Annotated in this window: 14 protein-coding genes and 2 tRNA genes; 10 read left to right on the forward strand and 6 right to left on the reverse strand. The window is 66.2% G+C overall.

The window, feature by feature from the left end; all coding sequences use genetic code 11:
• The first annotated feature begins 69 nt into the window (after window positions 1-69).
• The 5 genes from OLX02_RS11650 to OLX02_RS11670 all read left to right on the forward strand — a co-directional run bounded on the left by OLX02_RS11650 (window position 70) and on the right by OLX02_RS11670 (window position 5504).
• Window positions 70-207, forward strand: coding sequence for a hypothetical protein (locus tag OLX02_RS11650; RefSeq protein WP_264423013.1), 138 nt, complete (start codon window positions 70-72; stop codon window positions 205-207).
• Window positions 204-2054: a hypothetical protein gene (locus OLX02_RS11655; protein ID WP_264423015.1), complete on the forward strand. Its 1851-nt coding sequence runs from the start codon at window positions 204-206 to the stop codon at window positions 2052-2054. Before OLX02_RS11650 ends, OLX02_RS11655 begins: the two co-directional genes overlap by 4 nt.
• Window positions 2055-2061: 7 nt before the next feature.
• On the forward strand, window positions 2062-2943 hold the full coding sequence (locus OLX02_RS11660; protein ID WP_264423017.1) for a tyrosine recombinase: 882 nt from the start codon (window positions 2062-2064) through the stop codon (window positions 2941-2943).
• A gap of 32 nt (window positions 2944-2975) precedes the next feature.
• Window positions 2976-3920 carry an acetyl-CoA carboxylase carboxyltransferase subunit alpha gene (locus tag OLX02_RS11665; protein WP_264423019.1) on the forward strand — a complete coding sequence of 315 codons (945 nt, stop codon included), beginning with the start codon at window positions 2976-2978 and terminating at the stop codon, window positions 3918-3920.
• A gap of 114 nt (window positions 3921-4034) precedes the next feature.
• Complete coding sequence (locus OLX02_RS11670) at window positions 4035-5504, forward strand: M48 family metalloprotease (RefSeq protein WP_264423021.1); 1470 nt, start codon at window positions 4035-4037, stop codon at window positions 5502-5504.
• Window positions 5505-5606: 102 nt separating this feature from the next.
• Here OLX02_RS11670 and OLX02_RS11675 read toward each other — a convergent pair whose 3' ends face one another.
• The 3 genes from OLX02_RS11675 to OLX02_RS11685 form a co-directional block, all read right to left on the reverse strand.
• On the reverse strand, window positions 5607-5777 hold the full coding sequence (locus tag OLX02_RS11675; protein WP_264423023.1) for a Flp family type IVb pilin: 171 nt from the start codon (window positions 5775-5777) through the stop codon (window positions 5607-5609).
• Between the two features lie 481 nt (window positions 5778-6258).
• The gene (locus OLX02_RS11680) at window positions 6259-6429 is read right to left on the reverse strand and encodes a Flp family type IVb pilin (protein WP_264423023.1); all 171 of its coding nucleotides are present in this window, start codon (window positions 6427-6429) and stop codon (window positions 6259-6261) included.
• Window positions 6430-6527: 98 nt separating this feature from the next.
• Window positions 6528-6710, reverse strand: coding sequence for a Flp family type IVb pilin (locus OLX02_RS11685; RefSeq protein ID WP_264423025.1), 183 nt, complete (start codon window positions 6708-6710; stop codon window positions 6528-6530).
• Window positions 6711-6806: 96 nt separating this feature from the next.
• Between OLX02_RS11685 and OLX02_RS11690 the strand changes: the two genes are divergently transcribed.
• From OLX02_RS11690 to OLX02_RS11710, 5 genes are all read left to right on the forward strand, one after another.
• Window positions 6807-7208: a (deoxy)nucleoside triphosphate pyrophosphohydrolase gene (locus OLX02_RS11690; RefSeq protein ID WP_264423027.1), complete on the forward strand. Its 402-nt coding sequence runs from the start codon at window positions 6807-6809 to the stop codon at window positions 7206-7208.
• A gap of 42 nt (window positions 7209-7250) precedes the next feature.
• Window positions 7251-7327, forward strand: a tRNA-Arg gene (locus tag OLX02_RS11695).
• Window positions 7328-7389: 62 nt separating this feature from the next.
• A tRNA-Arg gene (locus tag OLX02_RS11700) sits at window positions 7390-7466 on the forward strand.
• A 251-nt stretch (window positions 7467-7717) separates the two neighbouring features.
• Window positions 7718-8839, forward strand: a complete 1122-nt coding sequence (gene pdhA, locus OLX02_RS11705) for a pyruvate dehydrogenase (acetyl-transferring) E1 component subunit alpha (RefSeq protein WP_264423029.1) — start codon at window positions 7718-7720, stop codon at window positions 8837-8839.
• Window position 8840: 1 nt separating this feature from the next.
• Window positions 8841-10235, forward strand: a complete 1395-nt coding sequence (locus OLX02_RS11710; RefSeq protein ID WP_264423031.1) for a pyruvate dehydrogenase complex E1 component subunit beta — start codon at window positions 8841-8843, stop codon at window positions 10233-10235.
• Between the two features lie 46 nt (window positions 10236-10281).
• On the opposite strand, the gene OLX02_RS11715 is transcribed toward OLX02_RS11710, so the two are convergent.
• Genes OLX02_RS11715 through OLX02_RS11725 form a run of 3 tightly spaced genes read right to left on the reverse strand, consistent with a single transcriptional unit; the run spans window position 10282 to window position 13501 of the window.
• Window positions 10282-10956 (reverse strand): TadE/TadG family type IV pilus assembly protein, encoded by a 675-nt coding sequence (locus OLX02_RS11715; protein WP_264423032.1) that lies wholly within the window; start codon window positions 10954-10956, stop codon window positions 10282-10284.
• Window positions 10953-11549, reverse strand: a complete 597-nt coding sequence (locus tag OLX02_RS11720) for a TadE/TadG family type IV pilus assembly protein (RefSeq protein ID WP_264423034.1) — start codon at window positions 11547-11549, stop codon at window positions 10953-10955. Before OLX02_RS11720 ends, OLX02_RS11715 begins: the two co-directional genes overlap by 4 nt.
• Entirely contained in the window at window positions 11546-13501 is a 1956-nt protein-coding gene (locus OLX02_RS11725) for a pilus assembly protein (protein ID WP_264423036.1), read from the reverse strand. The genes OLX02_RS11720 and OLX02_RS11725 overlap by 4 nt, the downstream gene beginning before the upstream one ends.
• Window positions 13502-13516: the final 15 nt, after the last annotated feature.

Below are 13516 nucleotides of genomic sequence, written 5' to 3' on the forward strand. Positions count from 1 at the left end.
CAGCGCAAGCGCCGTGGCCATGCTCGATGGACACGGGGCAAAGGTTCGCGTCGCAGCCGGTGAGGTCGCGTGAAAAAACATTTGTGGGTGGCGGGTGTGGCACTGGCGGTGCTCGTCGCAGTTCTGGTGGTGGCATGGATCAAGGGCGGGACAAGACCGACAGGCTGGATCGAGGTGCCGGTGACCGGCCCGGTCGTCCGCCGATGATCCGCGCGCGTCACCTCTTGCTCGCCTGCGCGGCCATCGTCGGCGCAACCGGCATGGTTGCGGCGCAGGAATCGCTGCTGCCGCCCGGTTTCGACGACAAGCCCGCGCCCGCCGCGCCGCGCTCCGCCGCGCGTCCGGCCCCGGCGCCTGCATCCGCGCGTCCCGCACCGCAGGCGTCCGCGCCTGCTTCTTCCGCGACATCGACCCCGGTGGTCCAGCCCCTGCCGGCAGACACCGGCGCCCCCGTCGCTGCGGCGGCGCCCGAGCGCGATCCGCTGGCCGGAATCGATCCGGCGCTGATCGACCAACTGGTCGAAAAGGTTCGCCCCAAGTACGATATCCCGCCCGACGCCCAGCGCAGCCTCGCCCGCGTGGGCGTGCTGGCAGAGCAGGACGGCGGCTTTCCCGCCGTATCGTCGCACTATCTCAACGGCGCTTTCGTCGAAGGCGTGATCGGCCAGATGCGCGGGCCGCTCGTCTCGCGCTGGGGTCACATCCTGCTGCGCCGCGCGCTTGCCAGCCGGCTCGATACGCCGGTGGGCATGAACGGCGCGGACTGGGCCGCGCTGCGCGCCCAGCTCCTGCTGCGCATGGGAGAAGCCGACACCGCCCGCGCGCTGGTGCAGGAAGTGGACAGCGGCGTTTTCACCCGCAGCCTGGAAGATGCGGCGATGGCCGGCTTCCTCGCCACCGCCGATCCCGTGGGCCTGTGCCCCATCACCGCGCTCACCGCCGCCGGCCGTCCGGGCTGGGACTGGGAACTGGCGCGCGCGATCTGCACCGCGTTCACCGGCGACGGACCGCCCGCGATGGCCCAGCTTGACCGCGCGCTGCGCCGGGGCACAGGGCAGAAGATCGACATCCTGCTCGCGCAGAAGTTCGCCGGTGCCGCCGCCAATTCGCGCCGCGCGGTGACCATCGAGTGGAAGGACGTCGACGCGCTCACCCCGTGGCGCACGGGCATGTCGCTCGCCACCGGGCTGGAACCGCCCGAAGAGCTTCGCAAGAAGGCCGGCCCCGCCTACGCCTATCTCGCCGCCCGCGCGCCGATGCTGCCGCTGGCAGCGCGCGCCGAAGCAGCCGACCTCGCCGCTGGGACCGGCATTCTGTCCAGCGCGGCGATGGTCGACCTCTATTCGCAGATCGCCGCGATCGAGGACGGCGACGCCACCTGGTCACCGCTCGCCGCGCAGCTGCGCACGGCCTATGTCGCCCCGGACGAATCCGACCGCCTGGCCGCAATCAAGGGCCTGTGGGGCGATGGCGCCGATCCGGCCAAGTCCTATTCGCGCCTCGTGCTCACCGCCTACGCCGCGGCGCGCATGGTGCCCAACGAATCGCTCGCAGACGATGCCACGGGCCTCATCTCCTCGATGCTCACCGCCGGACTGGACCGCAACGCCATGCGCTGGGCGCCGTTCGTGCCGGCGGGCAGCGAGGGCTGGGGCCTGCTCGCGCTCGCTTCGCCCAACAAGCTGGCGGCGGTTGGCGCCGACACGCTCGATACCTTCCAGTCCAACGACAGCAGCAGCGGCGCCCTGCGCTCGCGTTTCCTGCTGGCGGGGCTGATGGGCCTCGGCCGGATCGACGCGGAGACGGCACGCACCTTCGCGGGCGAGCTCAAGGTCGATCTTGGCCGCCAGACACGCTGGACCCGCGCCATCGATTCGGCCGCGGAATCGAACAATCCCGCGCTCGTCGCGCTGCTCGCCGGATACGGGATGCAGGGTGCGAGCTGGGACAAGATGACCGCCGTCCATCTCTACCACATCGTCTCGGCGCTGCGCCGCGTCGGTCTCGACGGCGAAGCACGCATGATCGCGGCCGAGGCGGTCTCGCGCGTCTGACGGGACCGTGCCCGATGATGCCGTCGCCGCTTTTCTCGCCATGCTGGCGGCGGAACGCGGCGCGGCGGCCAACACGCTGGATGCCTATCGCCGCGACCTGAAAGGCGCGCGCGAGCAGATCGGCGACCTTGTGCGCGCGGACAAGGACGATCTCGCCCGGCTTGCCGCCGCCTGGCAGGATCTCGCGCCGTCCAGCGTCGCGCGCAAATCGTCGGCCCTGCGCCAGTTCTACACATTTCTCCAGGACGAGGGCCTGCGCGCGGACGATCCTTCCGCCGCCCTGCCGCGCCCCCGCGCGCGCCGTCCCTTGCCGCGCCTGCTCGATCACGCCGAAATCGCGCGGCTGTTCGCACTGGCCGAGGAGGATGCCGTGGGTGGTCGGCCAGAAGCGGTGCGGATGCTGGCGCTGCTCGAACTGCTCTACGGTTCCGGCCTGCGCGCCACCGAGCTTGTCTCGCTCCCGCTTGTCTCCGTTCCCCGCGACGTGCCGTTCCTGACCATCACCGGCAAGGGCGGGCAGCAGCGCATGGTGCCGGTGAGCGCGCGGGCAGGGCGTGCGCTCACCGCGTGGCTCGATGTGCGCCCCGGCGGCGGGCGCTTTGTCTTTCCCAGTCCGCGCGGCGGGCACCTGTCCCGCGTGCGCCTGTTCCAGCTGCTGCGCGATCTGGCCGGGCGAGCCGGGATCGATCCCGAAAAGGTCAGCCCCCACGTCCTGCGCCACGCCTTCGCCACGCACCTGCTCGAAGGCGGCGCTGACCTGCGCGTCCTGCAAACGCTGCTCGGCCATGCCGACATCGCCACCACGCAGATCTACACCCATGTCGATTCGGCGCGGCTGGTGGCGCTGGTGAATGCACGCCATCCCCTGAGAGATATCGCTCCCGGTTGACCGGAGCCGCGCGCGCCCGTAGCGCGGGAACCATGATTTCCTATCTCGAATTCGAAAAGCCGGTCGCCGCGCTCGAAGCCCGCATCGCCGAACTTCGTGACACGGCCGCCACTGGCGAACTCGACATCACGGCCGAGATCCGCCGCCTCGAAAGCAAGTCCGCCGAGCTGTTGGCCAGCACCTACCGTGCGCTGACGCCCTGGCAGAAGACGCAGGTCGCCCGCCACCCGGCGCGCCCGCACTTCAAGGACTATGTCGAAAAGGCCTTCACCGACTTCATGCCGCTCGGCGGCGATCGCCTCTATGGCGAAGATCAGGCCATCGTCGGCGGCTTCGCCACGCTGAACGGCCGCAAGGTCATGCTGATCGGCCACGAAAAGGGCAACGACACGCAAAGCCGCATCCGGCACAACTTCGGCATGGGCAAGCCCGAAGGCTACCGCAAGGCGGTCCGCCTGATGGAAATGGCCAGCCGCTTCGGCCTGCCGGTGGTCACGCTGGTCGATACTTCGGGCGCGTTCCCGGGGGTCGAGGCCGAGGAACGTGGCCAGGCGGAAGCCATCGCCCGCTCGACCGAGGCCTGCCTCGCGCTCGGCGTGCCGATGGTCGCGGCCATCGTGGGCGAGGGCGGATCGGGCGGCGCGGTGGCGCTGGCCAGCGCCGAACGCGTGCTGATGATGGAACACGCGGTCTATTCGGTCATCTCGCCCGAAGGCTGCGCCTCGATCCTGTGGCGCACGTCGGAAAAGGCACCCGAAGCGGCCGAGGCGATGAAAGTCACCGCGCAGGATCTGCTCGGCCTTGGCGTGATCGATCGCATCGTGCCCGAGCCGGTCGGCGGGGCTCACCGCGATCCCACCGCCGCCGCGCTGGCGCTCGGCAAGGCCATTGGCGAGGAACTGGACGGCCTTGCGGGCAAGGACGCACAAACGCTCCGCACCTTGCGCGCCGAACGCTTCCTGCGCATCGGCGCCTGATTCGGCGCGGCGGTCCGCCCCGAAAACGACGTCCATTGCGGTTCGGCACGCTGGTCTGCGGGAACCGCCTTTGGCACAGACGTGTTCGTTACGCGAAACGTCTGGGAGACCGCCATGCCACGCCGACTGACCACTCCGATTCGCGCGCTCGGCGCCGCCACACTGGCGCTCGCCGTCGGTGGAGCGCCCGTTGCCACTTCCGTCGGCGCGCAGCCGGTCCAGGCGATCAGCGCCGCGGACAAGCAGGAAGGGGCCAAGGCGCACCCGCAGCTGCTCCAGGAATTTGGCGGCGCGATCACCAGCCCGCAGGCCAGCTATGTCGAATCGGTCGGCAAGACGATCGCGGTCCAGTCCGGCCTCGGCAACGCGCGCAGCGATTTCACGGTCACGCTGCTCAATTCCCCGGTGAACAACGCCTTCGCCATCCCGGGCGGCTATGTCTACGTCACCCGCCAGCTCGTCACCCTGATGAACAACGAGGCGGAACTCGCCGGCGTGCTGGGGCATGAAGTCGGCCACGTCGCCGCGCGCCACGCCGCCAAGCGTGAAAGCGCATCGACGCGCAACGCCATCCTCGGCGTGCTCGGCACGGTCCTGTCGGGCGCGATCTTCGGCAATTCTGCCATCGGCCAGCTCGGCCAGAAGATTTTCTCGACCGGCAGCCAGCTCCTCACGCTCAAGTATTCGCGCACGCAGGAATCCGAGGCGGACACGCTCGGCATCACCTATCTGCGCCGCGCCGGCTACGATCCGCGCGCGATGTCGAGCGTGCTGCAAAGCCTCGCCAACCAGAACGCGCTCGATGCGCGGCTCAAGGGATCGACCGACCAGACGCCCGAATGGGCCAGCACGCACCCCGATCCCGCCTCGCGCGTGCGCACGGCGATGGCGCAGGCGAGCACCAACGCGCGTGGCATCACCAACCGCGATACCTTCCTCACCCGCGTGGACGGCCTGATGGTGGGCGATGATCCGAAACAGGGCGTGGTCGATGGCCGTTCGTTCGTCCACCCGGGCTTCCGCATGGCATTCTCGGCACCGGCCGGATACTATCTGGTCAACGGAACCAAGTCGGTCGCGGTCTCGGGCGGCGCGGGCAAGGGCGAGCTTTCGTCCGCGGCCTTCGACGGCAATCTCGACAATTACGTCCGCATCGTTTTCGCCGGCTTGGCCGAGCAGCGCATCGAACCCGATTCGATCCGCACCACCACGGTAAACGGCATTCCCGCCGCGTGGGGTTCCAAGCGCGTGACCAGCAACGGCAGCCCCGTGGACGTGGTCGTGTTCGCCTATGCCTGGGGGCCGCAGCAGGCCTTCCATTTCACCACGATCAGCCAGCCCGGACAGGCAGGGCAGTTCGACGCCATGTTCCAGTCGATGCGCCGGATCAGCGCGACCGAGGCGGGCGCGGTCAGGCCGCGGCGGCTCTCGGTCGTCACGGTGCGCTCTGGCGACACCCTGCAATCGCTGTCCAGCCGCATGGCCTATACCGACAGCAAGCTTGACCGCTTCCTCGTCCTCAATGGCCTCTCCGCCACGAGCCGCCCGGTGCCGGGCCAGAAGGTCAAGCTGGTCGTCTATTGAAGGCAACCGGGCGGGGCAGGGCGCTGTCCGTCCGCGTGCCGCGCACAAACGAAAACGGGCGGGGAAAACCCCGCCCGTTCGCTATCTCACTGCGTCAGGGGCTTAGTTGCCCTTGGCGACTTCCGTCGAGACCTTGTCGAAGGTGCCCGAGAGCGAACCACCCAGCGAGGTCATCGCGGTGATTGCAGCAACGGCGATGAGAGCGGCAATCAGGCCGTATTCGATCGCGGTGGCGCCGTCTTCGTTGGCGAACAGGTCACGGAAAAGCTTCATGGTCGGTCTCCTGTTGGTGTCTTCTTGTCCCGTCCCGCTCCTGTTTGTCCCCGGAGCGGGCATCTGCATTTCTACGCAGCAATCCTTAAGAACGAATTAGCGCCAGACCGCGCGGTTGCGAGGCGCCCCGTCAACGGAAAATTCATATAACGCATTGATATAATGACACATTTTTCGGAAAATTAGCGTGCCGATATGGCACTTGGGTTTGGTTCAAAATGCAGAAAGCCGCTGCGGCACTGCAAAAATGAATCGGGCGGACATTAAAAAACCCGCCGTGAAGCGGGCTGATTCGGCGGTGGGCCGTGGGCAGGTCGCTGTCGCTCTTGCATCGGGCACGCTGGCCATCGGCGCGCGCCCGCTTGCACGCATCCTGCGCCAGCTCCGGAAAAGTGGTCGGCGCCAGGGCAGGCGATTCAGGCGCGCAAACGAAAACGGGCGGGGAAACCCCGCCCGTTCGCTATCTCACTGCGTCAGGGGCTTAGTTGCCCTTGGCGACTTCCGTCGAGACCTTGTCGAAGGTGCCCGAGAGCGAACCACCCAGCGAGGTCATCGCGGTGATTGCAGCAACGGCGATGAGAGCGGCAATCAGGCCGTATTCGATCGCGGTGGCGCCGTCTTCGTTGGCGAACAGGTCACGGAAAAGCTTCATGGTCAGTCTCCTGTTGGTGTCTTCTTGTCCCGTCTCGCCCCAATTTTTGTCCCCGGAGCGAGCATTCGTAGTAATACGCAGCATTGCCTAAGAAGGGATTAATGCTGCCCCATGGCTTGGACGCCCTTGGCCTCGACGATATTCCAGAGACCGCCAGCACCGACCGCCATGGATTTCAGTCCGAAGATGACGAATGTGGAGAACACGGCCAGCAACAAGCCATATTCGATGGCCGTTGCCCCCACTTCGTCACGCAGCAATTTGCGCAAGGTCTGTTTCACCGTCTTATCCTGTGCATTTCGGCAATTTCACGTATTAAGACAGCAATGCTAACAAATCCTTGATCCTGTTCACAAAGCGCAAGTGGCTGTAATTTCATGATTCTAATGGTCGTTGCGCTCGCCCTGCTGGACGGGGAAGGGCGCGTACTGATGCAGCGACGCCCCGATGGTAAGGAACATGGCGGCTTGTGGGAGTTTCCCGGCGGCAAGATCGAGTCGCACGAGGATGCGGAAGAAGCCCTCGTGCGCGAGATCGCGGAAGAACTGGGCATCGCCATTGCGCCCGAAAACCTGTTCCCGCTAACCTTCGCCACGAGCGGGGCGGGGGCTGCCCGGCCGGTCGTGCTGCTGCTCTACACTTGCGACAACTGGCAGGGCGAACCCGTTGCGGAACCCGGTGCGGCCATCGTCTGGTGCGACCGCGCGTCGCTTGCCGAACTGCCCATGCCGCCTCTCGACGTGCCCCTCGCGGCAGCTGTCACAAAAATGCTGAAATGACTTGCCAACCCTGAATCGGCCTCCTAAAGGCGCGTCTCCCCGGCGCCCGTAGCTCAGCTGGATAGAGCATCAGACTACGAATCTGAGGGTCGGACGTTCGAATCGTTCCGGGCGCACCATTCTCTCCCAAGGGAGATTTGGTCGGGGAAATGGCCGCTGAAAGGCGGCATGAAATGGTAGTGCGCCCGTAGCTCAGCTGGATAGAGCATCAGACTACGAATCTGAGGGTCGGACGTTCGAATCGTTCCGGGCGCACCATTTCCTTCCATCCCGCCTTTGCCAGAGATCGTCCTTCCGCTGCGGCGGAACCGTGCGACATTCTCGCCTTGGTTGCACAATCCCGCAAAAAGAACCAAACCGGCACATAATCGGCCTTGGCTCCCGAATAGGTATCCGAAGCTGTGCGCGGGCGGGGCTCCGGCGTTGCGGAATGCGGCGCACAGGTCCTATAGGATCAGTGACTTTCGCAACCAATGCGAAGCGAGGCTGCCAGAAAAGGAAACCCAGACTTGGCAAAACCCGCCGGGCCGCGCGCCGCCCGAAATTCCACCTCCGCCAAGGCTGCCCCCGCGGTCAAGCCGAGCGAGGCCATCGCCGCCGAGGACGAAGCGACGTTCGCGCTTCGCAGCCTCCAGCAGGCCCATGCCAACAACAAGCGTTTCGACGCCACCGACGAACAGCTGCTCAAATTCTACGAGCAGATGGTGCTCATCCGCCGCTTCGAGGAAAAGGCCGGCCAGCTTTACGGCCTCGGCCTGATCGGCGGCTTCTGCCACCTCTATATCGGGCAGGAAGCGGTCGCGGTCGGCCTCCAGTCGGCGCTCAACGAAGGCCACGACAGCGTGATCACGGGATACCGCGATCACGGCCACATGCTCGCCTACGGCATCGACCCCAAGGTGATCATGGCCGAGCTGACCGGGCGCGGCGCAGGCATCAGCCGCGGCAAGGGCGGCTCGATGCATATGTTCAGCACCGATCACAAGTTCTACGGCGGCCACGGCATCGTGGGCGCGCAGGTGCCGCTCGGCGCCGGCCTTGCCTTCGCGCACAAGTATCGCGGCGATGGCGGCGTGTGCATGGCCTATTTCGGTGACGGCGCCTCCAACCAGGGCCAGGTCTACGAAACCTTCAACATGGCCGCGCTGTGGAAGCTGCCGATCATCTTCGTGGTCGAGAACAACGGCTATGCGATGGGCACCGCGGTCAAGCGCGGCTCGGCCGAAACGCATTTCTACCGCCGCGGCACCGCGTTCCGCATCCCCGGCATGGACGTGAACGGCATGGACGTTCTGGAAGTCCGCCAGGCCGCCGAAGTCGCGCTCGAATATGTGCGCGCCGGCAATGGCCCGGTGCTGATGGAGCTGAACACCTACCGCTATCGCGGTCACTCGATGTCCGATCCTGCCAAGTATCGCAGCCGCGAGGAAGTGCAGGAAATGCGTGACAAGCACGATCCGATCGAAGCCGCCAAGCAGGAACTGCTGAAGCGCGGGATCACCGAGGACCGGATCAAGGACATCGACAAGAAGATTCGCCAGAAGGTGGTCGAAGCCGCCGACTTCGCCGAAAGTTCGCCCGAGCCTGCGCCCGCCGAACTTTATACCGACGTGCTGGTGGAGAAGTATTGAGATGGCCATCGAACTGAAGATGCCCGCGCTCTCCCCGACGATGGAGGAGGGCACCCTCGCCAAGTGGCTGGTGAAGCCCGGCGACGAAGTGAAATCCGGCGACATCATCGCCGAGATCGAGACCGACAAGGCGACGATGGAATTCGAGGCGGTGGACGAAGGCACCGTGAGCGAACTGCTCGTGGCCGAAGGCACGGAAGGCGTGAAGGTCGGCACCGTGATCGCCACCATGCAGGGCGAGGACGAAGCCGCCGCCCCGGCTCCCGCGCCGACTCCGGCCCCCGCCGCCGAGCCGAAGGCCGAGGAAGCCGACGGCCCCGTCGGCACCGAGGCCAAGGCGAAGGCCGCCGCGGCCATCGCGCCCAAGAGCACCGCCAAGCCCGTTCGCGATTCCGAAGTGCCCGCCGGCACGCCGATGGTGTCCACCACCGTCCGTGAAGCGCTGCGCGACGCCATGGCCGAGGAAATGCGCAGCGACGATCGCATCTTCGTGATGGGCGAGGAAGTCGCCGAGTACCAGGGCGCCTACAAGGTGACCCAGGGACTGCTCGACGAGTTCGGGCCGAAGCGCGTGATCGACACGCCGATCACCGAATATGGCTTTGCCGGCATCGGCGCGGGCGCGGCGATGGGCGGCCTGCGTCCGATCGTCGAGTTCATGACGTTCAACTTCGCCATGCAGGCGATCGACCACATCATCAACTCCGCCGCCAAGACCAACTATATGTCCGGCGGCCAGATGCGCTGCCCGATCGTGTTCCGCGGTCCCAACGGCGCGGCCAGCCGCGTCGGCGCGCAGCACAGCCAGAACTACGGCCCGTGGTATGCCGCCGTGCCCGGCATCGTCGTCATCGCCCCTTATGACGCGGCCGACGCCAAGGGCCTGCTCAAGGCCGCGATCCGCAGCGAAGATCCGGTCGTGTTCCTCGAAAACGAGCTGGTCTACGGCAAGAGCTTCGACGTGCCGCAGATGGACGATTTCGTCCTGCCCATCGGCAAGGCGCGCATCGTCCGTCCGGGCAAGGACGTGACCATCGTGTCCTATTCGATCGGCGTCGGCTTCGCGCTCGAAGCGGCGGAGACGCTCGCCGCCGAAGGCATCGAGGCCGAAGTGATCGACCTGCGCACGCTGCGCCCGCTCGACAAGGCCACCGTGCTGGCCTCGCTCGCCAAGACCAACCGCATGGTCGTGGCCGAGGAAGGCTTCCCGGTCTGCTCGATCGCGTCGGAAATCATCGCCATCGCGATGGAGGAAGGCTTCGATCATCTCGACGCCCCGGTCCTGCGCGTCTGCGACGAGGACGTGCCGCTGCCTTATGCGGCCAATCTCGAAAAGGCTGCGCTGATCGACGCGGGCAAGATTGCCGCCGCCGTGCGCAAGGTCTGCTATCGCTGAACCCGGTGCGGGGGAGGGGCCGGCAACCGGCCTCTCCCCCAACCGATCAGGCCGTATAGGTGTTGCAGCCCGAAACCTTGTCCGGGCTGGCCGTGTTGCGCTGATAGATCTGCGTCAGGTCGCGGTCGTCGCGCACGTTGAACGCCGCCGTGGTCGAGATCACGCGCGTCTGCTTCGTGCCGGTGAACAGGTTCGAGATCAGCGGCTGGTAGTCGTAGCTCAGTTCCACGAAGATCACCGCGTCATCGACGCTGGCCTTGGCTTCCTCGCCTTTCGTGCCCATGCCCACCAGCGATCCGTCGGTACCCTTGCCTTCCGCGCCATAGGCGGACGTCACCTTCTTCACCCCGCGGCACCGCTGCCAGTGGATGTATTGCGTGCCCGTGGTGCCCGGCACCACTTCCAGGCTGCTCACGATCACGCGGCCATGATCGTAAAGGCCCAGCTTGCCGGCCTGCACAGACGCGCCCGCCAGCAGGTCGTTGATATCGGATTCGTAGATCTTGCGGTCGGCCAGCACCGACTGGTCGCCGATGCGCGATCCGTTATCCGCGATCTGCATGGCCAGCTGGGACATCCGCATGTTGACAAGCGCGAGGTGCGCGCACTCGGTGCCCCACATCCCCATCGTCAGCAGCAGCGGCATCGACAGCGCGAATTCCACCATGGCCACGCCGGACGTCGCGCGCCGCAGCCGCGCCAGCAGCTTGCGCGCGTTCACTTGCAGTACCCCACTTTGGCCGATGCCTCCTGCAACTTGAACGGCTGGTTGCGCAGCACGGTGCTTGCCGTCACCGAAACCGTCTTGGACAGTCCGATCAGGTTCGCCAGCGGGAACGCGCGGGGATAGCTCATCGTCACCTTGTAAAGCACCGCATCGCGCGCACCGCCCACGCCGTTGACGCCCCGGTCGGCGTCCCACGCACCATTGGCGTTGGCGTCCTCGAAAGGCTCGTTGGCATCGCACGCGCCGTTGTTGTTGGTGTCGGTGTAATCCTCGGCGGTGCCCACGTTGGTGAAATTGGCATAGGCCCGGCGCGAGAACGTCACCGTCGCCTTGGGCACCAGTTCGTGCACGCGCGTGGTGATCTTGCCGTCGATCGTGCCGGTCAGGCCGCTCGCGCTTTCCAGCGTCGATGCGCGCGCCGCCTGCTGCAGCGAACCCTGCAGCATCGTCGTCGCCCACATGTTGTAGCTGATGTCGAACACCCCCATCAGCGCGGTCATCAGCACCGGCAGGATCAGCGCGAACTCGACCACCGTCGCACCGTCGCGAGACCGGGCCAGCGCGGCAAGGCGCGGGAAGGCGCTCACTGCGAAAGCCTCAGGTCGCCGATCGAGCGGGCGATCTTCTCGAACGCGGCGCTCAGTTCGCCCGCGTTGGCGGCGGAGAAAAAGTGCCCCTGGCCCGCACACTCGGTCATGATCGGATTGAGGTCGGTGCCGAAGGCGATGAACCACACCGTGATGTTGCGGTTCCTCACCTGCTGGCACACGAACGAGAACCGCTTTTCGACGGTCTGCGTCAGGGTGAGGGCGGACGACGGACTCCACCGCCGCTTCGACAGCGGCTCCACGCCATACGCGCCATAGCTGAGATCATAGGACGAGGTCTGTCCGTCGGTCAGGAAGATCAGGTGGCGACTGGTGGGCCGGCTGGGGGAGGCATTGGCGTTCTCCGAAGCGAACAGCCCGGTGGGCGAAAGCAGCCGCCCGGCCCAGATCATGCCGATGTCGTGATAGGTGCTGCCACCCGCCTGAAGCCCGTTGATGTAGGTGGCCAGGTCGGCCGCGGTCCACGTCTGGAGCTTCTTGGCAGGCGCCGGGCACGCCGCGAACCCGGCGACGTAGGGCGCCACATATTCGGCCTGCGTCTTGACCTCCAGCGTCGAAAGCGCCCCGGTCCCGTTCCACAGCATCGCCCGGTCATAGATGATCGCCGGATACTGCGGCCGCCACTGCGTGGCCGGAGACCCTGCGGTGGGCACGCGGTCGATGTCGAGGTCGAGCGCCTTGGTCAGGTCCACATTGTCGTAGTCGGCGATCTCGTACGTCCCGCGTTCCTCGATGCAGCCGTTCGATCCGGTCCGCCATCCGCTGACGTCCTTGGTCACGTCCTTGTAGTCCCACTGGCTGCTGGTCGCCAGTTTCGGCTCGGTGATCGTGTCGTATTGCAGCGTATAGTTGGTGTAGGTCGTCTTGGTCGCGGTGCAGGTCGTGCCCGAAAGCGCGACCGTGGAATAGGTCGCCCCGTTATAGACCACCTGGATGGTCGAGACCGTGCGCGTACCCGCCGGCGGCCCCGTCACCGGGGTCGAGGTGGTCGAGATCGTCTTGGTCGTGTTCGACAGCGTATTCCCCGGCTGCGAACACGAATAGGTCTTCTTGAACGAATTGTAGGTCGCCGCCACGCTGTAGGCGCTGTCCCACGCCGTCCCCGAGATCAGGTTGGACGAGGTGTTGTAGGTATAGGTGCCCGATGCCGAGCCCGTGCCGATCAGCGTGCGCGAGGGATAGGTCCAGCTCGTCACCATCCAGTCGTTGCTCAGCAGCGGGCCGACGTTGACGTTGGTGGAATAGGGCACGAAGCCATAGCGCATGCGGCTGCCCGTCTGCTTGGCCGCTTCCATCGTCGTGAAGAAGTTCTTCACCACCGTTTTCAGGATCGCGATCTTGGGGCTGGTGTCGCCGCTGTTGGTCTCGTTCATCGATCCGGTGACGTCGAGCGCCATCATGATGTCGGTGTTCGGTGCATTGAGCTGCGCGGTGCAGGCCACCGACATCAGCGCCGGCTTGCGTCCGAAGAACTGCATGACCGCCATCGGCAAGGTGACGCTGGCGGTGCCGCTGATCGACTGGTCGTCGCTGATCACCATGGAGAACGCCCGGCCGGACGTGCCGTACATCGTCTTGCCGAAGTTCACGTTGAACAGCCGGTTGCCCTTGTCCGCCACGCGCGCGGTATCGGTCGAAGGGTTGAAGGCGGTGATCGTGCCCAGTTCCTTGCGCGCCGCCAGCACGCCCGCGTCGCAGGCCTGCTGCAAGCGCGACTGGACAAGGTAGATCCGCCCCACGTCCACGCCGCCGCCCACCAGCGCCAGCAGCGGCACCATCGATCCGGCCACGATCATCGCGGTGTTGCCCGCGCGGTCGCGGGCCAGCCGGCTCATGAAGCCACGCGGCTCGCGGGAGAGCGGGCGGGCGCCATCGCGCCGCACGATCAGCCGCAGGATGCGCGAGACAAGGGAGAAAAGACGAAGGATCACGCTGGCTGACTTATC

It is taken from the genome of Novosphingobium sp. KCTC 2891, from assembly GCF_025938155.1.
GTDB lineage: Bacteria > Pseudomonadota > Alphaproteobacteria > Sphingomonadales > Sphingomonadaceae > Novosphingobium.